Here is a 23496-nt window from a genome sequence, read left to right on the forward strand (position 1 = left end):
CTGCTGGATCGGCTGGACGCTCACGCCCAGGGACTCACCGGGCTCTCAGCGCAGGGCCGTGACCGCTCCGACCGCCCGCGTGTGGGCATCAGCACACTCCTCCCTCGCAGGTCAACAGCAAGTTGACGGCTCTTCCAACACCGTGGTGGACTGCCGGAGCCATGTACGGCGGCAGGAGAGGAAGCCGGTGTGAATCCGGCGCGGTCCCGCCACTGTCACCGGGGTAGGTAGCCCCGGGAGCCAGGAACTCTCACCGCCGGTCTCGTCGAACCAGGGCGTGGACACCCTGAGTGAGGACATATCGCCATGCTCGGCTGCCGTTCGAGGTCCCGTACCCCCGCAGTGTCCGACCCAGCGATCGGCTGAGCCGATGCGAGCCGATCGCGTCTTCGCGTACGGCGCCGCCGCCGGCCTTCTCGGCGACCACCTGCTCGGCGATCCCCGCCGTGGGCATCCGGTGGCCGCGTTCGGCCAGGCCGCCGGTGCCGTGGAACGCCTGCTGTGGCGCGACCACCGAGGCTGGGGCGCCCTGCACACCGCCGTCTGCGTCGGCGGCACCATCACCCTCGCCGCCGCGGCCACTTCGGCCCTACGGCCTTCTCGTACGGCCTCTGCCGCACTCACCGCCGCCGCGACCTGGGCCGTCGTCGGCGGGACCTCGCTCGCGCGCGAGGCCGGAGTCATCGGGCGCGCGCTGGAGGCCGGGGACATCGACGGTGCGCGGGCCCGGCTCCCCCACCTCTGCGGGCGGGACCCGCAGGCCCTCGACGCCGACGGGATCGCCCGCGCCGTCGTCGAGTCCGTCGCCGAGAACACGTCCGACGCGGTGGTGGGCGCCCTGGTCTGGGGCGGCATCGCGGGCGTCCCGGGCCTGCTCGGATTCCGGGCCGTCAACACCCTCGACGCCATGGTCGGCCACAAGTCGGCCAAGTACCGCCGCTACGGCTGGGCTTCGGCCCGCCTCGACGACGTGGCCGGCTGGCCGGGCGCCCGCCTCACCGCCGCCCTCGCGACCGTCGCGGGCACCGACCCGCGCGGTGCCGCCCGCGCCTGGCGCACCGACGCCCACAAACACCCGAGCCCCAACGCCGGTCCCGTGGAGGCCTCCTTCGCGGGCGCCCTCGGGGTACGGCTGGGCGGGACTCTGTCCTACGGCGGGCGGGTCGAGCACCGGCCCGTACTCAACGGGGACGGGCGTCCCGTCGCCGTACCGGACATCGACCGGGCCGTACGGCTGTCCCGGCGCGTCGGTCTGCTCGCGCTCGGCGTCAGTGTCGCCGGGCGGCTGCTCGTGAAGGGGCGGAAGTCATGAGCGGCGGCGGGCTGTTGGTGGCCGGCACCACCTCGGACGCCGGGAAGAGTGTCGTCACCGCCGGGATCTGCCGGTGGCTGGTGCGGCAGGGCGTGAAGGTCGCGCCGTTCAAGGCGCAGAACATGTCCCTCAACTCCTTTGTCACGCGCGAGGGTGCCGAGATCGGGCGGGCGCAGGCCATGCAGGCGCAGGCGTGCCGGATCGAGCCGACCGCGCTGATGAATCCCGTGCTGCTGAAGCCGGGCAGCGACCGGACCAGTCAGGTCGTCCTCATGGGCAAGCCTGTTGGCGAGATGAGTGCCCGCGGCTATCACGGCGGGCGGCAGGAGGCCCTGCTCGGCACGGTGTTGGACTGTCTCGCCGCGTTGCGGGGCACGTATGACGCGGTGATCTGTGAGGGGGCCGGTTCGCCCGCCGAGATCAATCTGCGGCGGACCGACATCGTGAACATGGGCATCGCGCGCAATGCCCGACTGCCTGTTCTCGTCGTCGGGGACATCGACCGCGGGGGCGTCTTCGCCTCCTTCTTCGGGACCGTCGCGCTGCTCAGCCCCGAGGACCAGGCGTTCGTCGCCGGGTTCCTCGTCAACAAGTTCCGCGGTGATGTGTCGCTCCTGGAGCCGGGGTTGGAGATGCTGCTCGGCCTCACCGGGCGGCGGACGTACGGCGTGCTGCCGTTCCAGCACGGGCTCGGGATCGACGAGGAGGACGGGCTGCGGATCTCGCTGCGCGGCACCGTGCGCGAGTCGAACACCGCGCCGCCGGTCGGCGAGGACGTGCTGCGCGTCGCCGTCTGCGCGATCCCCCTCATGTCCAACTTCACCGACGTGGACGCACTGGCCGCCGAACCGGGTGTGGTGGTGCGGTTCGTGGACCGGCCGGAGGAGTTGGCCGACGCGGACCTCGTAGTCATTCCCGGGACCCGGGGGACGGTGAAGGCGCTGGAGTGGCTGCGGGAGCGGGGACTTGCGGACGCCCTCGTGCGCAGGGCCGCCGAGCAGCGGCCGACCCTCGGTATCTGCGGTGGCTTTCAGATCCTCGGCGAGCACATCGAGGACGAGGTCGAGAGTCGGCAGGGGGCTGTGGAAGGGCTCGGGGTGCTGCCGCTGCGTGTGCGGTTCGCTCGCGAGAAGACCCTCACCAGGCCCGTCGGCGAAGCCCTCGGCGAGCAGGTCGAGGGGTACGAGATCCATCACGGGGTCGCCGAACTCGTAGGCGGGGATCGGTTCATCTCTGATGACAATGGACACAGCTTGGACGGGTGCCGGGTCGGTCAGACCTGGGGTACCCACTGGCACGGCTCGCTGGAGTCGGACGGGTTCCGGCGGGCGTTCCTGCGCGAGGTGGCGGCCGCCGCGGGCCGCCGGTTCGTGCCGGCGCCCGCCACCTCGTTCGCCGCGCTGCGCGAGGAGCAGCTCGACCGGCTCGGCGACCTCATCGAACAGCACGCGGACACGGACGCGCTGTGGCGGCTCATCGAGTCCGGCGCGCCACAAGGACTGCCTTTCATTCCACCGGGAGCGCCCGCATGAGCACAGTGTTGTTGTTGTCGACCGCCGACACGGATCTGCTGGCGGCCCGGGCCTCCGGCGCCGCGTACCGGATCGGCAACCCGAACCGGGTGGACGTCACGGCCGAGTTGCCCGCGCTCGTCGCGGGCGCGGACGTCGCCGTCGTGCGCCTGCTCGGCGGCAAGCGTGCTTGGGAGGACGGGCTCGCCGCGCTGAAGGCGTCCGGGATTCCGACCGTGCTGCTCGGCGGGGAGACCGTCCCCGACGCCGAGTTGATGGCCGAGTCGTCGGTGCCGGCGGGTGTGGTGGCCGAGGCGCTCAGGTATCTCGTCGAGGGCGGCCCGGAGAACCTGACCGAACTGGCCCGCTTCCTCTCCGACACCGTGCTGCTCACGGGCGAGGGCTTCGAAGCGCCGCAGGAGATGCCCGAGTACGGGGTCCACGGCGAGCCCGAACTCGACACGGTCCGCCCGACGGTCGCCGTGCTCTTCTACCGCGCCCACGAACTGAGCGGCAACACCGCCTTCGTGGACACCCTGTGCGACCAGATCGAGGCGAAGGGCGCCAACGCCCTTGCCGTGTACTGCGGTTCACTGCGCGGCGCCGAGTCGGGCGTGTACGAGCTCCTCGACGGAGCGGACGCGCTGATCACCACCGTCCTCGCGGCCGGCGGCACGCACGCCTCGGAGGCATCCGCGGGCGGCGACGAGGAGGCCTGGGACATCGAGGCGCTCAACATCCTCAACATCCCTGTCCTGCAAGGGCTTTGCCTCACCACCTCGCAGGCCGCGTGGGAGGCCTCGGACGCCGCCCTCTCCCCCATGGACGCCGCGATGCAGGTCGCGATCCCGGAGTTCGACGGGCGGCTGATCACCGTCCCGTTCTCCTTCAAGGAGCAGGGTCCGGACGACGTCCCGGTCTACGTCGCCGACCCGGAGCGGGCCGCGAGGGTCGCCGGAATCGCCGTACGGCACGCGAAGTTGAAGCACAAGCCGAACGCCGAGAAGAAGCTCGCGGTCGTCTTCACCGCCTATCCGACGAAGCACTCGCGGGTCGGCAACGCGGTCGGTCTGGACACGCCCGCGTCGGCGATTCGAGTGCTTGATGCCCTGCGGGACGCCGGGTACGGGGTCGACGGACACCCGGACAACGGGGACGAGTTGATCCACCGGCTCATCAACGCCGGTGGCCACGACGTGGAGTGGCTGACGGAGGAGCAGCTGGCCGCCGCGCCCGCGCGGGTGCCGCTCGCCGACTACCGGGCCTGGTTCGACAAGCTCGAACCGGACCTCAGGCAGGGCATGTTGGACGCGTGGGGCGAGCCGCCCGGCAACCTCTACGTCGACGGCGACGACATCGTGCTCGCCTCCCTGCAGTTCGGGAACGTCGTCGTGATGATCCAGCCGCCGCGCGGCTTCGGGGAGAACCCGATCGCGATCTACCACGACCCCGACATGCCGCCGTCGCACCACTACATGGCCGCGTACCGCTGGCTGGACAACAGCTTCGGCGCCGACGCGATCATCCACATGGGCAAGCACGGCACCATGGAATGGCTGCCGGGCAAGGGACTTGGGCTCAGCAGCGGCTGCGCGCCGGACGCCGTGCTCGGTGAACTCCCCCTGATCTACCCGTTCATCGTCAACGACCCCGGCGAGGGCACCCAGGCCAAGCGACGCGGGCACGCCACGGTCGTCGATCACCTCGTGCCGCCGATGGCGCGTGCCGACACGTACGGCGACCTGGCGAAGCTGGAGCAACTCCTCGACGAGTACGCCCTCGTGTCCGACCTGGACCCGACGAAGGCACCGGCCGTGCGCGCGCAGATCTGGACGCTGGTGAAGGCGGCCGAGCTGCACCACGACCTGCATGTGGACGACCAGCCGGACGACGCGGCGTTCGACGAGTTCGTGATGCACATCGACGGCTATCTGTGCGAGATCAAGGACGTGCAGATCCGCGACGGGCTGCACATTCTCGGCGGCGGTCCGGTCGGCGAGGCGCGCGTGAACCTCGTGCTCGCCGTGCTGCGCGCCTCGCAGGTGTGGGGCGGGCAGGCGAACGCACTGCCGGGGCTGCGGGCCTCGCTGGCGGCCCATTTCGGGCTCGGCGAGAAGGAGTTGCTGGCCGAGCCGGGTGCGCCGTTGAAGGTGCCGGTGGAGCTGAGCGACCTGGTCGAGGGGCCCGCCCGTTCGGCCGCCGACGCGATCGACCTGCTGGAGCAGCTGTGCCGCCGGTTCGCGGAGGGCATGGAGGCCCAGGAGTGGGACGTCACGGCCGTCCCGGCGCTCGTCCGCGCCGTCATCGGCACCGAACTCCCGGACGCCGTAGCGGTGTTGGAGTTCGCCTGCGACGAGGTCGTGCCCCGGCTCACCCGCACCACCGACGAGATCGACCACATCCTCAAGGCGCTGAACGGGGGTTACGTCCCGGCGGGCCCGTCGGGCTCCCCGACCCGTGGTCTGGTCAACGTCCTGCCGACCGGCCGGAACTTCTACTCCGTCGACCCCAAGGCCATTCCGTCCAGGCTGAGTTGGGAGGTCGGGCAGTCGCTGGCCGACTCTCTCGTGCAGCGGTACCTCCAGGACAACGGCGAGTTCCCCACGTCCGTCGGCCTCACGGTGTGGGGTACGTCGGCGATGCGCACCCAGGGTGACGACATCGCCGAGATCCTCGCGCTGCTGGGCTGCCGTCCCGTCTGGGACGACGCCTCGCGCCGGGTGACCGGCTTCGAGATCGTGCCCATCACGGAGTTGGGCCGGCCTCGCATCGACGTCACGGTGCGGATCTCCGGCTTCTTCCGGGACGCGTTCCCGCACGTCGTCGCGTTGATCGACGACGCGGTGCGGGCGGTGGCCGAGCTGGAGGAGCCGCCCGAGTCCAACTACGTCCGCAAGCACGCCGACGAGGACACCGCCGAGCACGGCGACCGACGCCGGGCCACGGCCCGTATCTTCGGCTCCAAGCCGGGGGCGTACGGCGCGGGGCTGCTGCCGTTGATCGACGCGCGGAACTGGCGCAGCGACGCGGACCTCGCCGAGGTGTACGCCGTTTGGGGTGGTTACGCGTACGGGCGCGGGCTGGACGGGCGGGCGGCGCGCGGGGACATGGAGACGGCGTTCAGGCGAATTGCCGTAGCGGCCAAGAACGTTGACACCCGCGAGCACGATCTCGTCGACGCGGACGACTACTTCCAGTACCACGGCGGCATGGTCGCCATGGTGCGACACCTGACGGGCGCCAGCCCCGAGGCGTACGTGGGCGACTCCGCGACACCGGACCAGGTGAAGACCCGCACGCTGGGCGAGGAGACCCACCGCGTCTTCCGCGCGCGGGTCGTCAACCCCCGCTGGATGGCGGCGATGCGGCGGCACGGCTACAAGGGCGCCTTCGAGATGGCGGCGACCGTCGACTACCTCTTCGGGTACGACGCGACGGCCGGGGTCGTCGACGACTGGATGTACGAGAAGCTCAGCGCCGAGTACGTCTTCGACCCGGAGAACCGGGACTTCATGAAGAAGTCCAACCCGTGGGCGCTGCGCGGCATCACCGAACGGCTCCTCGAAGCGGCCGAGCGCGGTCTGTGGGCCGAGCCGGACGCGGACACGCTGGAACGACTGCGGGCCACCTACCTGGAGCTCGAAGGCGACCTGGAGGGCGACGACCAGTGACAACTCCCTTTCCGTTCACGGCCGTTGTCGGCCAGGACGATCTGCGGCTCGCGCTGCTGCTGAACGCCGTGTCACCGGCGGTCGGCGGTGTGCTGGTGCGCGGCGAGAAGGGCACCGCCAAGTCGACGGCCGTACGCGCCCTTTCGGCGCTGCTGCCCGAGGTCGCCGTCGTCCCCGGCTGCCGCTTCTCCTGCGACCCGGCCGCGCCCGACCCTGCCTGCCCGGACGGGCCGCACGAGACCGGGCCCGGGGCCCAACGCCCCGCCCGCATGGTCGAGTTGCCGGTCGGTGCGTCCGAGGACCGGCTGGTCGGCGCCCTCGACATCGAGCGGGCGCTCGCCGAGGGCGTCAAGGCCTTCGAGCCCGGCCTGCTCGCCGACGCGCACCGGGGGATCCTGTACGTCGACGAGGTCAATCTCCTTCACGACCACCTCGTGGACCTCTTGCTGGACGCCGCCGCGATGGGCGCGTCGTACGTCGAACGCGAAGGCGTCTCCGTCCGGCACGCCGCCCGCTTCCTGCTCGTCGGCACGATGAATCCCGAAGAGGGCGAGCTACGACCGCAGTTGCTCGACCGCTTCGGCCTGACCGTGGAGGTCGCGGCCTCGCGGGAGCCCGACCAGCGGGTCGAGGTGGTGCGCAGGAGGCTCGCGTACGACGACGATCCGGAAGGGTTCACCACGCGCTGGGCGGACGAGGAGTCCTCCGTACGGGCGCGGATCATCGCCGCGCGTGCGCTGTTGCCGTCCGTGCGGCTGGGCGACGGGGCGTTGCGGCAGATCGCGGCGACCTGTGCCGCCTTCGAGGTGGACGGCATGCGTGCCGACATCGTGATGGCCCGTACGGCGACCGCGCTCGCCGCGTGGGCCGGGCGGACCGATGTGCTCGCCGAGGACGTACGGCAGGCCGCGTTGCTCGCGCTGCCGCACCGGCGGCGACGAAATCCCTTTGACGCGCCGGGACTTGACGAGAACAAGCTCGACGAGACGTTGGAGGAGTTCGCGGAGCCGGAGCCCGACGATGATCCGGATCCGGACGGCGGTCCTGACGGGTCCGGTGGAGGTGGCGGGAAGCCGCCGGCCTCGGACTCCGACGGGCCTCAGGGGGGCGACACCGGTGCGCAGCCCGAGGCCGGCGAGGGCGGGGAGCCGCAGCCTTCCGGCGCCGGGGAACAGCAGCCCGTACGCGCGTCCGAGCCCTTCCGGACCAAGGTGTTGAGCGTGCCGGGGATCGGCGAGGGTGCCGCCGGGCGGCGTTCGCGGGCGCGGACCGAGCACGGGCGCACCACCGGTGCCCGGCGGCCCCAAGGAGCGCTCACCAAGCTGCACTTGGCGGCGACCATCCAGGCGGCCGCTCCGCATCAGCTGGCCCGAGGACGGGCCGGGCGTGGGCTGGTCGTGCGCCGGGACGATCTGCGGCAGGCGACGCGGGAGGGGCGTGAGGGCAACCTCGTGCTGTTCGTCGTGGACGCCTCCGGGTCGATGGCGGCCCGGCAGCGGATGAGTGCGGTGAAGGGGGCTGTGCTGTCGTTGCTGCTCGACGCGTATCAGCGGCGGGACAAGGTCGGTCTGGTGACCTTCCGGGGGGCGGCGGCCGATGTCGCGCTGCCTCCCACCTCGTCCGTGGACGCCGCCGCCGTACGGCTGGAGTCGTTGCCGACCGGGGGGCGTACGCCGCTCGCTGCCGGGCTGCTCAAGGCGCGTGACGTGCTGCGGATCGAGCGGTTGCGGGATCCGGCGCGGCGGGCGCTCGTTGTCGTGGTGACCGATGGACGGGCGACGGGCGGGCCCGAGCCGGTCGCGCTGGCCGGGCGGGCGGCGCGGTTGTTCGCGGCCGACGGGGTCGCTTCCGTGGTCGTGGACTGCGAGTCGGGGCCCGTACGGCTGGGGCTGGCCGGGCAGTTGGCCGGTGAGCTGGAGGGTACGGCTGTGACGCTGGGCGAGTTGCGGGCCGACTCGATCGCCGGGCTCGTGAAGGACGTACAGAGGAGGGCCGCGTAATGCCGCAGGGGCAGCCAAGTGTCGTACCGGATGACGGACTGACGACTCGTCAGCGGCGGAATCGGCCACTTGTCGTTGTGCATACGGGAGTTGGGAAAGGTAAATCAACCGCTGCTTTCGGGCTCGCGTTGCGTGCCTGGAATCAGGGGTGGCCGATCGGGGTGTTCCAGTTCGTCAAGTCGGCGAAGTGGAAGGTCGGGGAGGAGAACGCCCTTCGGGTGCTGGGGGCTTCCGGCGAGGGCGGGACCGTCGACTGGCACAAGATGGGCGAGGGGTGGTCGTGGGTGCAGCGCGACTCCCAGATGGACAACGAGGAGAAGGCGCGGGAAGGGTGGGAGCAGGTCAAGCGGGATCTTGCCGCCGAGACCTACAAGCTCTACGTGCTGGACGAGTTCGCCTATCCGATGCACTGGGGGTGGGTCGATGTCGATGAGGTCGTCTCCGTGCTGCGGGATCGGCCCGGGAACCAGCACGTCGTGATCACCGGGCGGAACGCGCCCGAGAAGCTCGTCGAGTACGCCGACCTCGTCACCGACATGTCCAAGGTCAAGCACCCCATGGACGCCGGTCAGAAGGGTCAGCGGGGTATCGAGTGGTGAAGCTGTCGTGACTTCCTCGTCCTCCCCGTGCTCCGTTCCTCGGTTGGTTGTTGCCGCGCCGTCTTCCGGTAGTGGCAAGACCACTGTTGCTACGGGGTTGATGGCCGCGTTCGCCTCGCGGGGGCTTGCCGTGTCTCCGCACAAGGTCGGGCCGGACTACATCGATCCCGGGTATCACGCGCTCGCGACCGGGCGGGTGGGGCGGAACCTCGACGCGTATCTGTGTGGGCCGGAGTTGGTCGGGCCGCTGTTCGCGCATGGGGCTCGCGGGTGTGACCTCGCTGTCGTCGAGGGTGTGATGGGGATGTTCGACGGGGCTGCGGGGGAAGGGGAGTTGGCGTCCACCGCGCATGTGGCGAAGTTGCTGCGGGCGCCGGTTGTTCTTGTTGTCGACGCTTCTTCGCAGTCTCGGTCTGTTGCCGCGTTGGTGCATGGGTTTGCTTCCTGGGATCCGGAGGTTCGGGTCGGGGGGGTGATCCTCAACAAGGTGGCGTCCGATCGGCATGAGGCGTTGTTGCGGGAGGCGTTGGACGCTGCGGGGGTTCCTGTCTTGGGTGTGCTGCGGCGGGCCCCTCAGGTAGACACCCCTTCTCGGCATCTGGGGTTGGTGCCGGTCGCTGAGCGGCAGTCGGCTGCGGTGGAGGCCGTTGCGGCTATGGGGGTGCAGGTGGACGCCGGGTGTGATCTGGAGGCGTTGCTTGCGCTGGCGCGTAGTGCCGGTGCGTTGTCCTGTGCGGCTTGGGATGCGGCTGAGGTTTTGGGTTCTTCGCCTCCGCCGCCCCTACCCGTCCCATCCCTGGGGGCTGCGCCCCCAGACCCCCGCTTCGGCCCTGAAGGGGCCTCGTCCTCAAACGCCGGACGGGCTGATGGTGCCGGCCTGCACTCAAAAGTGCCGGAACAGCCGAAAATTGCCGTCGCCGGCGGGCCCGCCTTCACCTTTTCCTACGCCGAGCACGCCGAGCTCCTCGCCGCGGCCGGTGCCGACGTCGTCGTGTTCGACCCTCTCCGCGACGAGCAGCTCCCGGACGGAACACGTGGGTTGGTCATCGGGGGTGGGTTCCCCGAGGTGTATGCCGCTGAGCTGTCCGCCAACGAGCCGCTGCGCAAGGCCGTTGGTGCCCTCGCCGAGAGTGGGGCTCCCGTCGCCGCCGAGTGTGCCGGGCTGCTGTATCTGTGCCGGGAGTTGGACGGGCTGCCGATGTGCGGCGTGCTCGATGCCTCCGCGCGGATGAGCGAGCGGCTGACGCTGGGGTATCGGGATGCCGTCGCGCTGAGCGACAGTGTGCTGGCCGTGACCGGGACGCGGATGCGCGGGCACGAGTTTCATCGGACCGTCGTCGAGCCCGGCTCGGGGGCGGCTCCCGCCTGGGGGGTTCGCGCCCCTGACCGGCGGGTCGAAGGTTTCGTACAACAGGGTGTGCACGCGAGTTATCTGCACACGCACTGGGCGGCCGAGCCCGGTGTGGCCCGTCGGTTCGTGGAGAGGTGCCGGACGTCATGAGCAGCAGCAGGTTGATCGGAGTCGGGGTGGGTCCCGGGGATCCGGAGCTGGTGACCGTCAAGGGTGTCAATGCTCTGCGGGCCGCCGATGTGGTGGTGGTGCCGGTCATGGACAGTGGGGAGCGGGGGCGGGCCGAGGCCACCGTTCTGCATTACGTGCCCGAGGAGAAGGTGCTGCGGGTCGTGTTCGCGCTCAACGAGCGGACCGACCGGGCCCGGCGCGAGGCCGCCTGGGATGCCGCCGGGGCGAAGGTCGCCGAGCTGCTCGGCGCGAATCGCGTCGTCGCGTTCGCCACCATCGGGGACCCGAACGTCTACTCCACCTTCACCTATCTCGCCCTGACCATCGGGGAGTTGGTGCCGGGGGTCGTCGTGGAGACCGTGCCCGGAATTACCGCCATGCAGGATCTCGCCGCGCGGTCCGGGGCCGTTCTCACCGAGGGGACCGAGCCGCTCACGCTCGTACCGGTGACCGCCGGGGCCGCCGTACTCAAGGACGCGTTGGCCGGGCCGGGGACGGTCGTGGCGTACAAGTTCGGGCGGCAGGCGGGCGAGGTCGCCGAGGCCCTGCGGGAGACCGGGCGGATCGAGGACGCGGTGTGGGGGTCGGCGCTCGGGCTGCCCGAGGAGTCGATCCGGCCTGCCGCCGAGCTGGACGGGGAGCCGTTGCCGTACCTCTCCACGCTCATCGCGCCCGCGCGGCGTGAGGGCGGACGGGGCGGGAAATTGTGACCGGTCGTAGATCAGGCCGCCGCCAGGCCTACCACCAGCCAGATGAACGCCGCTCCCGCGACCGTGCACAGCAGGGTCGCGGGTGCGGGGTGTTCGTGGTGGGCCTCGGGGAGGATCTCGGCGGCGGCGAGGTAGAGGAGCACGCCTCCGAAGAAGCCGAGATAGCCGCCGAGCAGGGCCTCCGGGATGGTGAGGAAGGCCGTCGAGGCGGCGCCTGCCACCGGGGCCGCCGCGTCCGCGACCAGCATCGCGATGGCCTTGCGACGGGCGTTCCCGTACAGGCTCGTGATCGTGTACGTGTTGAAGCCGTCCGCGAAGTCATGGGCGATGACCGCGAGCGCGACCGCCGTGCCCATGCCGCCGCCGACCTGGAACGCGGCGCCGATGGCGACACCGTCCATGAAGCTGTGGCCGACCATCGCGCCGGCGGCCGTGAGGCCGACCTCGGGCGCCCGGCCGTTGCTCTCCTCCGCGCCGTGGGCGGCCTGGCGGGCGGCGAGCAGGCGTTCGACCAGATGGGCCACGAGGAAGCCGGCCACGAAGAGCAGCAGGGCGGCCGGTACGCCGAAGACCTCGCGGCCCGCCGCGTGCAGCGCCTCCGGCAGCAGGTCGAGGCCGACCACGCCCAGCATCAGGCCGCCGGCCAGGCCCAGGACGAGATGACGGCGGTCGGTCACGCGCTGTGCCGTCCAGCCGCCGGCCAGCGTCATCAGGAACGCGCCGAGCGCGACGAAGACCGCCATAGTCCCCTTGCTATCCGATCAACCCCTGTTCGCGCACATCCTGGACCACTCCACCCCCACGTGCACTGACGTTCCCGTTCTGTTTGTCCCGCTTGAGAGGATCCGACCCCATGGCCGATGCCGTTGCCGATACCCCCACCGGCAAGGTGACCTTCGTCGGTGCCGGCCCCGGCGCCGCCGATCTGCTGACGTTCCGTGCCGCGCGCGCCATCGCCGAGGCCGACGTCGTGATCTGGGCGGCCAGCCTGGTGCAGGCGGAGGTCCTCGACCACGCGCGCGAGGGCGCCGAGATCCTCGACTCGGCGACCATGTCCCTGGAGGACGTCGTCGCCGTCTACGAGCGGGCCGGGGCGGAGGGGCTGCGCGTCGCCCGTATCCACTCCGGCGACCCGGCCCTCTGGGGCGGTACTCAGGAGCAGGTCGACCGGTGCGCCGCGATCGGTATCGCGACCGAGATCGTCCCGGGTGTCTCGGCCTTCTCCGCCGTCGCCGCCCTCGCGCAGCGCGAGCTGACGATCCCCGAGGTCGCGCAGTCGGTCGTCCTCACCCGGCTCGGCGGCGGCAAGACGCCGATGCCGCCCGGGGAGGAGGTGCGGGAGTTCGCGCGCCACGGGACGACCATGGCGATCTTCCTGTCGGCCGCCCGCAGCGGGCAGTTGGTGCGAGAGCTGCTGGAGGGCGGCTATCCGACGGAGACGCCCGTCGTCGTCGCCTACCAGGCGACCTGGCCCGAGGAACTGATCGTGAAGTGCACGATCGCCACGCTGGAGGAGACGGTCAAGGAGCACAAGCTCTGGAAGCACACCCTCTTCCTGGTCGGCCCGGCCCTCGACGCCCACGGCACCCGCTCGCACCTCTACCACCCCGGCCACTTCCACGGTTACCGCAAGGCCGACCCGGAGGCCCGCAGGGCCCTGCGCTCGCGGGGTGCGAGCACGTGATCACCGTCATCGGGATGGGGACGGGGGCGGCGGTCGCGGAGGGCGTGCTCGCCGGTGCCCGGCTCGTCGTCGGCGGGCAGCGGCATCTCGCCGCCGTCGCGGTCCCCGAGGACGCCGAGCAGGTCGTCCTCGGTCCGCTGGCGCCCGCCCTCGACACCATCGAGGTCTACGTCGGGAAGGGCGAGCCGGTCGTCGTGCTGGCCTCCGGGGACCCCGGGTTCTTCGGGATCGTACGGGCGCTGGCGGAACGGTTCGGCAGCGCCGCCCTCGACGTCCGCCCCGGCGTCTCCTCCGTCGCCACCGCCTTCGCCCGCGCCGGGCTGACCTGGGACGACGCCGTCGTCGTCAGCGCGCACGGACGTGACCTTCGTACGGCGGTCAACGCGTGCCGCGCGCATCCCAAGGTCGCCGTGCTGACCGGGCCGGGGGCCGGACCCGCCGAGCTGGGGGCCGCGCTCACCCACCGGACCGGCGGGCGCGTCCTCGTCGTCGCGTCCGCGCTGGGTTCCGGGGAGGAGCAGGTCGAGCGGGTCACGCCCGCCGAGGCCGCCGCCCGGGACTGGGGTACGGCGGTGAGTGTGGTGCTGTGTCTGGACGAGGCGCGGGTGCCGGGTGCCGTGCGTACGGTTGCCGGGGCTGCCGTCGGGCCCGCCCAATGGGCGCTGGACGAGCGGGAGTTCGAGCACCGGGACTCGATGATCACCAAGTTCGAGGTACGGGCGCTGGCGCTGGCCCGGCTCGGGCCGCGGCTCGGCGAACTGGTCTGGGACGTCGGCTCGGGCTCCGGGTCCGTGGCCGTCGAGTGTGCGCGGCTCGGCGCCGCCGTCACCGCGGTCGAGAAGACCCGGGACGGTGTCGAGCGGATCCGTGCGAACGCCGAGGCGCACGGCGTCGACGTCCACACCGTGCACGGGGCGGCGCCGACCGTGCTGTCCGATCTCGACGACCCCGACGCCGTGTTCGTCGGCGGGGGCGGGCGCGAACTGCCCGCCATCGTCACCGCGTGCGCGCGGCGGGCCCGGCGGACCGTGGTGGTCGCGATGGCCGCCCTCGACCGGGTACCGGCCGTACGGGAGGCTCTCTCGGCGGCCGGGCTGAAGGTCGACGGGGTGCTGTTGCAGTCGTCCCGGCTCGCGCCGCTGCCGGGCGACGTGACCCGGCTCGCGGCGACCAATCCCGTTTTTCTGCTGTGGGGCATCCGCCCCCCGGCACCTGCTGAAGGAGTTGCAAAGTGATCGGCCTCATTTCCGCCACCGCGGCGGGAGCGACGGCGCGGGACCGGCTGGCCGCCGCGTGGCCGGACCGTACTCGCGTGTACGAGGGTCCCGTCGGGGACGCCGTCCGGGCCGCGTTCGCGGAGTGCGAGCAGCTCGTGTGTTTTCTGGCCACGGGAGCCGTCGTACGGCTGATCGCCCCGCTGTTGGGCGACAAGCGGACCGACCCGGGGGTCGTGTGCGTCGACGAGGGCGGACGGTTCGCCGTGTCGCTGGTCGGCGGGCATGGCGGCGGGGCCAACGAACTCGCCGTGGAAGTCGGCGAGTTGCTCGCCGCGCAACCCGTCGTGACCACGGCCACGGACGCGGTGGGCGTGCCCGGCCTGGACACGCTCGGGTTCCCCGTGGAGGGCGATGTCGCCGGGGTCTCGCGGGCCCTGCTCGACGGCGAACCGGTCTCCCTGGACGCCGAGTTGGCGTGGCCGTTGCCACCACTGCGGGTGTCGGACGGGGGCGGTGCGTACGTCATCCGCGTCACCGATCGGGCGGTCGAACCCGGCGAGCGGGAGGTCGTGCTACGGCCGCCGTCCCTCGTCGTCGGGGTCGGCGCGTCCAGGGGCGCACCCGTGAACGAGGTGCTCGGGTTGGTCTACGACGCTCTGCGTGAGGCGGGGCTGTCCGTCGGCAACGTCGCCGAACTCGCCACCGTCGACGCCAAGGCGGACGAGCCCGGCATCATCCAGGCGGCGCAGCGGCTCGGCGTGCCGCTGGTGACCTACTCCGCCGGGGAGTTGGCCGCCGTAGAGGTGCCCAACCCGTCCGACGCGCCGCTCGCGGCCGTCGGCACGCCGTCCGTGGCAGAGGCGGCGGCGCTCGTGGGCGGGGGCGAACTCCTCGTCCCCAAGCGGAAGTCGGAGCGCGTCGACGGGCAGCCCGCGATGGCGACCTGTGCCGTCGTACGGCGGGTCGCTCGCGGGCGGCTCGCGGTGGTCGGGCTCGGGCCGGGTGCCCGGGATCTGCTCACCCCGCGCGCCAAGGCCGAACTCCGGCGGGCCGCCGTGCTCGTGGGGCTCGACCAGTACGTCGACCAGATCCGCGATCTGCTGCGGCCCGGGACGCTGGTCCTGGAGTCGGGGCTCGGTGCCGAGGAGGAGCGGGCCCGTACCGCCGTGGCCGAGGCACGCAAGGGGCAGGCCGTCGCGCTGATCGGCAGCGGTGACGCCGGGGTGTACGCGATGGCCTCGCCCGCGCTCGCGGAGGCGTCGGACGACATCGACGTGGTCGGAGTCCCGGGCGTGACCGCCGCGTTGGCCGCCTCCGCGATCCTCGGGGCGCCGCTCGGCCACGACCACGTGTCCATCAGCCTCTCCGACCTGCACACGCCGTGGGAGGTCATCGAGCGGCGGGTGCAGGCGGCGGCCGAGGCCGACATCGTGGTGACGTTCTACAACCCCCGTAGCCGGGGCCGGGATTGGCAGCTCCCGAAGGCCCTCGCGATCCTCGCCGAGCACCGGGAGCCGACGACGCCGGTCGGTGTCGTACGGAACGCGTCGCGGCCCGACGAGTCCAGCCGGCTGACGACATTGGCCGCGCTGGATCCGGCGTGGGTCGACATGATGACGGTCGTGACCGTGGGCAACACGGCCACCCGGGACATCGCGGGGCGCATGGTGACGCCGCGCGGATACCGCTGGCAGGCATCGCAGACCTCGCAGGAGGGCGCCAAGTGAACGGTGCGGACCGTGTGATCCATCCGATCGAGGTGGAGTCCTACCGGCGGCTGCGTGCCCGGCTGGACACCTCGCACCTCCCGCCGCTGACCCGCGCGGTCGTGGAGCGGGTCGTCCACTCCGCCGCCGATCTGGAGTACGCGACCGATCTCGTCCTGGACGAGGGCGAGTTGGCGAAGGCACACAGAGCGCTGCACGCGGGGGCGCCGGTGGTGGTGGACGTGGCGATGGTCGCGGCCGGCATCACCGGGCTCCGGACCGTGTGCCGGCTCAAGGACGCCAAGTCCGGTCCCGGGCTGACCCGTTCGGCGCACGCGATCCGGCTCGCCTACGAGGAGGTCGGGCCCGGCGCCCTCTGGGTGATCGGCAATGCGCCCACCGCCCTGGAGGAGTTGCTGACCCTGGACGCCTCCCCCGCGCTCGTCATCGGTCTGCCCGTCGGTTTCGTCGGCGCGGTCGAGTCCAAGGCCGCGTTGCGGGAGAGCGGGCTGCCCGCGGTGAGCAACGTGTCCGAGAAGGGCGGGTCGGCTGTGGCCGCGGCTGCCCTCAACGCCCTTCTGTACCACCCCGTTTCACATCTAGAGGAGAAATCGTGACCACCCCGCCGCCCGCCCTGCTCATCGCCGGACACGGCACCCGGGACGAGGCCGGAGCCGAGGCGTTCCGGGACTTCGTACGGGAGTTGGGCCGCCGTCATCCCGAACTGCCCGTCGCGGGCGGGTTCATCGAGCTGTCGCCGCCGCCGCTGGGCGACGCGGTGACCGAGCTGGTGGAGCGCGGGGTGCGCCGGTTCGCCGCCGTACCGCTGATGCTGGTGTCCGCCGGGCACGCCAAGGGGGACATCCCGGCGGCGCTGGCCCGGGAGAAGGAGCGGCACGAGGGGATCTCGTACACGTACGGGCGTCCGCTGGGCCCGCACCCGTCGCTGCTGAAGGTGCTGGAGCGGCGGCTCGACGAGGCGCTCGGCGAGTCGGCGCGCACGCCGGCCGACCGGGCCGACGTGACCGTGCTCCTGGTGGGACGCGGGTCGACCGACCCGGACGCCAACGCCGAGGTGCACAAGGCGGCACGGCTGCTGTGGGAAGGGCGCGGATACGCGGGCGTGGAACCGGCGTTCGTGTCGCTCGCTGCGCCGGACGTGCCGAGCGGCCTTGACCGGTGTGTGAAGCTGGGTGCCCGGCGGATCGTCGTCCTGCCGTACTTCCTGTTCACCGGCATCCTGCCGGAGCGGGTGCGGCAGCAGACGGAGGGCTGGGCGGCGGCGCACCCCGAGATCAACGTACTGTCCGCCGAAGTCATAGGCCCGGAGCCGGAGTTGCTGGATCTGGTGATGGAGCGGTACCGGGAGGCGGTCAAGGGTGATCTGCGGATGAACTGCGACTCATGTGTGTACCGCATCGCGCTGCCCGGCTTCGAGGACAAGGTGGGGCAGCCGCAGCAGCCGCACTTCCACCCGGACGACGACGGTCACGACCACGACGGTCACCACCACGGGCATCACCATCACGGTGGGCACGCCCATGCACACTGACAGAGCCCACGACCACGACCCCACGGACAGAGCCCACGATCTGCGCCACCACGGTGACGCCGAAGTCCGGGACGACGGCGCCCGGTTGATCGACCTCGCCGTGAACGTCCGCGCGGACACGCCCCCGGCCTGGCTGCGCGAGCGGATAGCCGGTTCGCTGACCGGCCTCGCCGCCTACCCGGACGGGCGGGCGGCGCGGGCGGCGGTCGCGGCGCGGCACGGACTGCCGGTGGAACGCGTGCTGCTGACTGCGGGCGCCGCCGAGGCCTTCGTGCTGCTCGCCCGCGCCCTGAAGGTCCGTCAGCCGGTCGTCGTGCACCCGCAGTTCACGGAGCCGGAGGCGGCGCTGCGGGAGGCGGGGCACTCGGTGCAGCGGGTGCTGTTGCGGGAGGCGGACGGTTTCCGGCTGGGCCCGGGGGCGGTCCCCGAGGACGCGGATCTGGTGTTGATCGGCAACCCCACGAACCCCACGTCGGTCCTTCACCCCGCTGCGACGATTGTCCAACTCGCCCGCCCTGGGCGGACGTTGGTGGTCGACGAGGCGTTCATCGACGCGGTGCCCGGCGAACGGGAGACCCTCGCCGACCGGACCGACGTCCCCGGACTCGTGGTCCTCCGCAGCCTCACCAAGACGTGGGGCCTGGCGGGACTGCGGATCGGCTACGTCCTGGCCGCCCCCGAGACGATCTCGGAACTGGAGCGGGCCCAGCCCCTGTGGCCCGTGTCCACGCCCGCGCTCGCCGCGGCGGAGGCGTGCATGGACTCCCAGGCCCTCGCGGAGGCCGCCCACGCCGCCCACCGCGTCGCCGCCGACCGGGCCCATCTCGTCGCCGGGCTGGCCGAGTTCGCCCCGGACGGACTCCGGGTCATGGAACCCGCCGAGGGACCGTTCGTCCTCGTCCGCGTTCCGAACGCGGTGGCCGTACGGCGACATCTGCGCGATCTGGGCTTCGCCGTTCGCCGTGGGGACACGTTTCCGGGGTTGGGCGGGGAGTGGCTACGGCTCGCTGTGCGGGACCGGGCGACAGTGAACCGGTTCTTGCAGGCGCTGGATCAGGCGGTGACGTTGGCAGGGCGGTGAGGTTGGCTCCGCCTCCGCCCTTCGCCCACCCACCCGCCCGACTCGGTCGGCCAAGAGGTCACCCTCCAAAAGCCTTTCCCACCCACCCGCCCGTTTGCTGTGGGTTCAAGGTGAACCTCTAAAGCGCCCGAGACGGGTGGGTGGGTGGGAAAGGTAGTTGCCTCAGCTCCGACGCCGGCGCGCCGTCAGTACCGCTCCCCCGCCCACCGCCAGCAACAACACCGCCCCACCCGCGACGTACGGCGTCATGGAGCTGCCCCCCGTCTCGGCCAACCCCGCCTCCGCAGGCGCCCCCTGTGCCTTGACGTCCGGCGCCGGATCGGCACTCCGCTTCACCGGCGACGGTGCCTCACAAGTCGCCTGCGCCAAAGTCACCGTCCCCTCCACGTCCGCCACGTTCAGCTTCAACGGGTTGACGGACACCTTGAGTTCGAGAGCCGTGGCAGCCGCCGTACGGGACGTGGTCGACGTCTTGGACAGATCGAGCCGGACCGACCCGACCCCCGGCACCTGAACCTCCGTAGGCCCACCGGCAGTTACCGTGACCCGCTTGCCTAGCACCGTCACCGACCCGAGCAGATTCGACGTGGCGACCGGCGTCTTCCCCGCCTCACAGGTCGCCTTGGACGTGACCGCGCCGACCTCGATGAGCGAGAGCAGCGGCAGACCGGGAACATGGAGCCTGGCGTGGGCGAGGTTCGTGTAGCCCTCGGCCTTCGTGTCGGAGACAGTCGCCTTCGCCGTGGCGACGTCCGCGCCGAGCACGCTGAACGGCTGCCCGCCGTTCACCCCGTCCAACTGGGCGGAGAGCGCGGTCTTTTCGGCGCTCTGCGGCGCCTGGACCTCGTTGAGGGAGACCGCGAGCGGGACGTCCACGGTCTTGTTGAGCAGGGACACGTCGAGCCCGGTGCGCAGGACGACGGCGCTCGCGCGACCCTGGTCGGTGGTCGCGCGGGCGGAACCCGCGCCGGCCAGCGCCACGGGACCGGCGGCGAGGGCGGTGGCCGTGGCAACGGTGGCCCAACGGCGTGCGGGCATGCGGAAGTTGGTGCCGTTCAAGGTGGGGACCCCTAAAGGAGGCTTGTTTGGGACCCGCCAAGAATTACGCATCGAGGGTGGACCGTCAGCGATCCTGCGTCACTTCACCCCATCGTGGGTTTTCCGTGAACGTATTCGAATCGGCTGGCGACTATTCGACCACCAGCCCGTTCAGCACCACTCGCCGCGGGGACGCCAGGACGCGAACGTCGGCGCGCGGATCCGTCTCGTACACGACGAAGTCCGCCGGTGCGCCCTCCTCAAGACCGGGCCGGCCGAGCCACTGCCGCGCGCCCCACGCGGTCGCCGACAACGCCTCCACGGCGGGGATGCCGGCGGTGACCAGTTCGGCGACCTCGGCGGCCACCAGGCCGTGGGCCAGGGAACCGCCGGCGTCCGTGCCGACGTAGACCGGGACGCCGGCGTCGTAGGCGGCGCGGACGGTGTCGTAGCGCCGCTCGTACAGTCGCCGCAGGTGGGCCGACCAGCGCGGGAACTTGGCGTCGCCGCCCTCGGCGAGCTTCGGGAAGGTCGCGATGTTCACGAGGGTCGGCACGATCGCGACACCCCGCGAGGCGAACAGCGGGATCAGGTCCTCGGTGAGGCCGGTCGCGTGCTCGATGCAGTCGATGCCCGCCTCGACCAGGTCGCGCAGCGCGTCCTCCCCGAAGCAGTGCGCGGTGACACGGGCGCCGAGCCGGTGTGCCTCGGCAATGGCCGCGTCCACCGCTTCGCGCGGCCAGCAGGCGGAGAGGTCGCCGAGGTCGCGGTCGATCCAGTCACCGACCAACTTGACCCAGCCGTCGCCGCGTTGGGCCTCCTGGGCGACGTATGAGACGAGTTCGGCGGGCTCGATCTCGTGGGCGAAGTTGCGGATGTAGCGGCGGGTGCGGGCGATGTGCCTGCCCGCGCGGATGATCTTCGGGAGGTCCTCGCGGTCGTCGATCCAGCGGGTGTCGGACGGCGAACCCGCGTCGCGCAGCAGCAGGGTGCCGGCGTCGCGGTCGGTGAGGGCCTGCGTCTCGGCGGTCTCCGCGTCTACGGGGCCGTGGGTGCCGAGGCCTACGTGGCAGTGGGCGTCGACGAGGCCGGGGAGGGCCCAGCCGTCGACCGTCCGGATGTCGTCGGCGTCGACGGGACGGTCGTAGGAGATACGGCCGTCGATGACCCAGAGTTCGTCGCGGATGTCCTCGGGGCCTACCAGGACTCGGCCCTTCATGTGCAGCACCGGTTGATCGCTCATGGGACGCACGATAGTTCGTCGGGTGCGGGGCCGTCGTGGCTGGTCGCGCCCACGCGGCGGAGCCGCAAATCGATACAGCCCCGCGCCCCTTCAGGGGGCGCTGTCGTCGTCCTGTACCTCAGCCATCGCTGGGTCCAGGAGCCTCGACAGGAAATGCCGGGTGCGGTCGTGCTGTGGGTTGGTGATGACCCGGTCCGGGGTGCCGTCCTCGATGATCACGCCACCGTCCATGAACACGACCCGGTCGGCCACCTCACGCGCGAACGTCATCTCGTGGGTGACGACCATCATGGTCATGCCCTCGTTCGCGAGCATCCGCATGACCGCCAGTACGTCCCCCACCAGCTCGGGGTCGAGTGCCGAGGTCGGTTCGTCGAAGAGCATGACCTCGGGGCCCATCGCCAACGCCCGTGCGATGGCGACGCGTTGCTGCTGTCCGCCGGAGAGGGAGGCGGGGTAGGCGGATGCCTTCTCCGACAGGCCCACGCGTCGCAGGTTCTCGGCGGCCACCTTCTCCGCCGCCGCCTTGTCCCGGCGGAGGACCCGGCGCTGCGGCAGGGTGAGGTTCTCGGTGACGGTCAGGTGCGGGAAGAGGTTGAACTGCTGGAAGACCATGCCGATACGGCGACGTACGGCATCGATGTCGACGTCGGGGTCGGTGACTTCGGTGCCGCCGACGAACACCCGCCCCGCGGTGGGTTCTTCGAGCAGGTTCACGCAGCGCAGGAGGGTCGACTTGCCGGAGCCGGAGGGGCCGATGACACACACCACCTCGCCCTGTCCGATCTCCAGGTCGATGCCGCGCAGCACCTCGTTGGCGCCGAACGACTTGTACAGGCCGCAGACTTGGATCTCCGGAGTGCCGGTCACCGGATCGCCTCCCCCGTCTTCGTCTCCATCCGGCGGACCACGAAGCTCAGCGGGATCGTGACCAGCAGATAGCACAGGCCCGCCACCAGGATCGGCGTGGAGTTGGCGGTCGTACTGGCCAAGTCCCGTCCGTATTTGGAGAGTTCGCGTTCCTCCAGGGTGACGCCGAGGAACAGGACCAGAGAGGAGTCCTTGAAGAGGAGGACGAGTTCGTTGGTCAGCGGCGGGAGGATGATCCGGAACGCCTGCGGGACGATGATCGACACCATGGCCCGCGCCGGCGAGAAACCGAGCGAACGGGCCGCCTCCAACTGCCCCTTGGGCACCGCCTGGATGCCCGCGCGGATCGTCTCCGCCATGTACGCGGCCGACACCAGGCCGAGCGCGAGGGCGACCTTGCCGTACGTACCGCCGACGATCTCCGTGCCCGGGAAGGCGAGCGGCACGGCGACGCCGACGAAGATGAAGATCAGCAGGGCGGGCAGGCCGCGGAAGATCTCGATGTAGATCCCGGCGAGCCAGCGGTACGGCCCGACCGACGACAGCCGCATCAGCGCGACGACCATGCCGAGGACGAGCCCGAAGACGAAGCCGGACAGGGTGTAGAGCACGGTGTTCTTCAACGCCAGTGTGATGACGTCCGGGAACATCTGCTTGGCGATGCTCCACTGCGCGAACTGGTTCTTCAGCCGCCCCCAGTCGGCCGTGACCGCGAAGGCGATCACGGCGGCGAGGAACACGGCGTACTGGGCGCCCTGGGACAGTCGGCGTCTCTGACGTCGGCTCAACCCCTGTTTCCGGGGCTGGAGTCGGGGATCTGCGGTGTCGCCGGTCATGAGGCCGACGGAGAGGCGGTGGCCGACGCGTCGTAGGGGCCGATCCACTTCTCGTACAGCTTCTTGTACGTGCCGTCGGCCTTCGCGTCCTTGATGGCCTTGTTGATGGCGGCGAGGAGCTTGGTGTTGCCCTTCTTGACCGTGAAGCCGTACTGCTCACCGGTGTTGAGGTTGTCGACGACCTTGAAGGCGTCGGCGTTGGCCTTGGTCTTGAGCCAGCCCTGGACGACCGGGTAGTCGATGATGACGGCCTGGACCTGGCCGGTGCGCAGGCCGTTGAGGACGGCGTCGGACGACTCGAAGGAGACGGGGTCGAAGCCCTTGCTCCTGGCGTAGTCCTCGCCGGTGGTCTGCGCCTGGGCGCCGAGTTTCTTGCCCTTGGTCTTCACGTCGGCGAGGGAGGTGATCCCGCTCTTCTTGTCGACGAGGACGGCCTGGGTGGCGTCGAAGTACGGGTCGGAGAAGTCGACGTTCTTCTTGCGCTCGGCGGTGATGGTCATGCCGGCGGCGGCCAGGTCGCATTCGTCGGCGTTGAGGAAGGCGCCGGTCTTGAAGTTCTCGAAGGGGGTGTCGAGGATCGTCTGCTTCACGCCGAGGTCCTTGGCGACCAGGTCGATGAGGGAGACGTCGAAGCCCTGCACCTTGCCGTCGATCTCGGACTGGAAGGGCGGGTAGGGGAGGTGGGTGCAGGTCGTGAGCCGGCCGGCCTTGACGAGTTCGACGCCACCGGCGGCGGTCTTCGAACCACTGCCGCCGCTGCCGCTCGACGTGCAGCCGGCCACGAGGACGAGTCCGGCCGTCGCGGTGATGGCGGCCAGGGTGCGGGCCCGGCGGCCGAGGAGCGTGTTCACGGAGGCCTCCTGTGACGGAACTGTGGCTTCCGATTATTCGGAGGAGCCGGGTGGACCGCTCGCCGTGGACCGGTGCCCACGGGGCCGTACGGG

At 71.3% G+C, this 23496-nt stretch carries 19 protein-coding genes and 1 riboswitch; of the genes, 13 read left to right on the forward strand and 6 right to left on the reverse strand.

Annotated features, from left to right (window positions below; genetic code table 11):
- Positions 1–128 precede the first annotated feature (128 nt).
- Positions 129–271: riboswitch (cobalamin riboswitch) on the forward strand.
- A gap of 99 nt (positions 272–370) precedes the next feature.
- From AB0I69_RS30490 to cobI, 7 genes are read left to right on the forward strand one after another with little or no spacing between them, the layout of a single operon-like run.
- Positions 371–1312 (forward strand): cobalamin biosynthesis protein, encoded by a 942-nt coding sequence (locus AB0I69_RS30490; protein ID WP_363098937.1) that lies wholly within the window; start codon positions 371–373, stop codon positions 1310–1312.
- Entirely contained in the window at positions 1309–2844 is a 1536-nt protein-coding gene (locus tag AB0I69_RS30495) for a cobyric acid synthase (protein ID WP_363098938.1), read from the forward strand. Before AB0I69_RS30490 ends, AB0I69_RS30495 begins: the two co-directional genes overlap by 4 nt.
- A complete protein-coding gene (gene cobN / locus AB0I69_RS30500; RefSeq protein ID WP_363098939.1) occupies positions 2841–6494 on the forward strand; it encodes a cobaltochelatase subunit CobN in 3654 nt (1217 codons plus the stop codon). The genes AB0I69_RS30495 and cobN overlap by 4 nt, the downstream gene beginning before the upstream one ends.
- Positions 6491–8494 carry a putative cobaltochelatase gene (locus AB0I69_RS30505; protein ID WP_363098940.1) on the forward strand — a complete coding sequence of 668 codons (2004 nt, stop codon included), beginning with the start codon at positions 6491–6493 and terminating at the stop codon, positions 8492–8494. The genes cobN and AB0I69_RS30505 overlap by 4 nt, the downstream gene beginning before the upstream one ends.
- A complete protein-coding gene (gene cobO, locus AB0I69_RS30510; protein WP_363098941.1) occupies positions 8494–9093 on the forward strand; it encodes a cob(I)yrinic acid a,c-diamide adenosyltransferase in 600 nt (199 codons plus the stop codon). The genes AB0I69_RS30505 and cobO overlap by 1 nt, the downstream gene beginning before the upstream one ends.
- 7 nt (positions 9094–9100) lie before the next feature.
- Complete coding sequence (locus AB0I69_RS30515) at positions 9101–10594, forward strand: cobyrinate a,c-diamide synthase (protein ID WP_363098942.1); 1494 nt, start codon at positions 9101–9103, stop codon at positions 10592–10594.
- Positions 10579–11325, forward strand: a complete 747-nt coding sequence (cobI, locus tag AB0I69_RS30520) for a precorrin-2 C(20)-methyltransferase (protein ID WP_363098943.1) — start codon at positions 10579–10581, stop codon at positions 11323–11325. Before AB0I69_RS30515 ends, cobI begins: the two co-directional genes overlap by 16 nt.
- A gap of 11 nt (positions 11326–11336) precedes the next feature.
- On the opposite strand, the gene AB0I69_RS30525 is transcribed toward cobI, so the two are convergent.
- Complete coding sequence (locus AB0I69_RS30525) at positions 11337–12068, reverse strand: ZIP family metal transporter (RefSeq protein ID WP_363098944.1); 732 nt, start codon at positions 12066–12068, stop codon at positions 11337–11339.
- 110 nt (positions 12069–12178) lie between these two features.
- Between AB0I69_RS30525 and cobM the strand changes: the two genes are divergently transcribed.
- The 6 genes from cobM to cobC are packed head-to-tail and all read left to right on the forward strand — an operon-like array spanning position 12179 to position 18565.
- Complete coding sequence (gene cobM / locus AB0I69_RS30530; RefSeq protein ID WP_363098945.1) at positions 12179–13009, forward strand: precorrin-4 C(11)-methyltransferase; 831 nt, start codon at positions 12179–12181, stop codon at positions 13007–13009.
- On the forward strand, positions 13006–14244 hold the full coding sequence (gene cbiE, locus AB0I69_RS30535) for a precorrin-6y C5,15-methyltransferase (decarboxylating) subunit CbiE (protein ID WP_363098946.1): 1239 nt from the start codon (positions 13006–13008) through the stop codon (positions 14242–14244). Before cobM ends, cbiE begins: the two co-directional genes overlap by 4 nt.
- Positions 14241–15953: a precorrin-3B C(17)-methyltransferase gene (gene cobJ / locus AB0I69_RS30540; protein ID WP_363098947.1), complete on the forward strand. Its 1713-nt coding sequence runs from the start codon at positions 14241–14243 to the stop codon at positions 15951–15953. Before cbiE ends, cobJ begins: the two co-directional genes overlap by 4 nt.
- Positions 15950–16549 carry a precorrin-8X methylmutase gene (locus AB0I69_RS30545; protein ID WP_363098948.1) on the forward strand — a complete coding sequence of 200 codons (600 nt, stop codon included), beginning with the start codon at positions 15950–15952 and terminating at the stop codon, positions 16547–16549. The genes cobJ and AB0I69_RS30545 overlap by 4 nt, the downstream gene beginning before the upstream one ends.
- Positions 16546–17484, forward strand: coding sequence for a sirohydrochlorin chelatase (locus tag AB0I69_RS30550; protein ID WP_363098949.1), 939 nt, complete (start codon positions 16546–16548; stop codon positions 17482–17484). The genes AB0I69_RS30545 and AB0I69_RS30550 overlap by 4 nt, the downstream gene beginning before the upstream one ends.
- A complete protein-coding gene (cobC, locus tag AB0I69_RS30555; RefSeq protein ID WP_363098950.1) occupies positions 17474–18565 on the forward strand; it encodes an Rv2231c family pyridoxal phosphate-dependent protein CobC in 1092 nt (363 codons plus the stop codon). The genes AB0I69_RS30550 and cobC overlap by 11 nt, the downstream gene beginning before the upstream one ends.
- Before the next feature lie 162 nt (positions 18566–18727).
- On the opposite strand, the gene AB0I69_RS30560 is transcribed toward cobC, so the two are convergent.
- From AB0I69_RS30560 to AB0I69_RS30580, 5 genes are all read right to left on the reverse strand, one after another.
- Complete coding sequence (locus AB0I69_RS30560; protein WP_363098951.1) at positions 18728–19624, reverse strand: SCO1860 family LAETG-anchored protein; 897 nt, start codon at positions 19622–19624, stop codon at positions 18728–18730.
- A gap of 130 nt (positions 19625–19754) precedes the next feature.
- A complete protein-coding gene (locus AB0I69_RS30565; protein WP_363098952.1) occupies positions 19755–20846 on the reverse strand; it encodes an amidohydrolase family protein in 1092 nt (363 codons plus the stop codon).
- A gap of 90 nt (positions 20847–20936) precedes the next feature.
- Complete coding sequence (locus AB0I69_RS30570; protein WP_363098953.1) at positions 20937–21716, reverse strand: amino acid ABC transporter ATP-binding protein; 780 nt, start codon at positions 21714–21716, stop codon at positions 20937–20939.
- Positions 21713–22552 (reverse strand): amino acid ABC transporter permease, encoded by an 840-nt coding sequence (locus AB0I69_RS30575; RefSeq protein ID WP_363098954.1) that lies wholly within the window; start codon positions 22550–22552, stop codon positions 21713–21715. The genes AB0I69_RS30570 and AB0I69_RS30575 overlap by 4 nt, the downstream gene beginning before the upstream one ends.
- Positions 22549–23403 (reverse strand): transporter substrate-binding domain-containing protein, encoded by an 855-nt coding sequence (locus tag AB0I69_RS30580; protein ID WP_363098955.1) that lies wholly within the window; start codon positions 23401–23403, stop codon positions 22549–22551. The genes AB0I69_RS30575 and AB0I69_RS30580 overlap by 4 nt, the downstream gene beginning before the upstream one ends.
- Positions 23404–23496 lie beyond the last annotated feature (93 nt).

This window comes from Streptomyces sp. NPDC050508 (assembly GCF_040655155.1).
Classification (GTDB): domain Bacteria; phylum Actinomycetota; class Actinomycetes; order Streptomycetales; family Streptomycetaceae; genus Streptomyces.

Bases quoted from the DNA above. Each gene is read 5' to 3' on its own strand.
- AB0I69_RS30490 (WP_363098937.1), top strand. From the start codon at position 371: ATGCGAGCCGATCGCGTCTTCGCGTACGGCGCCGCCGCCGGCCTTCTC.
- AB0I69_RS30495 (WP_363098938.1), top strand. From the start codon at position 1,309: ATGAGCGGCGGCGGGCTGTTGGTGGCCGGCACCACCTCGGACGCCGGG.
- cobN (WP_363098939.1), top strand. From the start codon at position 2,841: ATGAGCACAGTGTTGTTGTTGTCGACCGCCGACACGGATCTGCTGGCG.
- cobO (WP_363098941.1), top strand. From the start codon at position 8,494: ATGCCGCAGGGGCAGCCAAGTGTCGTACCGGATGACGGACTGACGACT.
- AB0I69_RS30525 (WP_363098944.1), bottom strand. From the start codon at position 12,068: ATGGCGGTCTTCGTCGCGCTCGGCGCGTTCCTGATGACGCTGGCCGGC.
- cobM (WP_363098945.1), top strand. From the start codon at position 12,179: ATGGCCGATGCCGTTGCCGATACCCCCACCGGCAAGGTGACCTTCGTC.
- cobC (WP_363098950.1), top strand. From the start codon at position 17,474: ATGCACACTGACAGAGCCCACGACCACGACCCCACGGACAGAGCCCAC.
- AB0I69_RS30565 (WP_363098952.1), bottom strand. From the start codon at position 20,846: ATGAGCGATCAACCGGTGCTGCACATGAAGGGCCGAGTCCTGGTAGGC.
- AB0I69_RS30575 (WP_363098954.1), bottom strand. From the start codon at position 22,552: ATGACCGGCGACACCGCAGATCCCCGACTCCAGCCCCGGAAACAGGGG.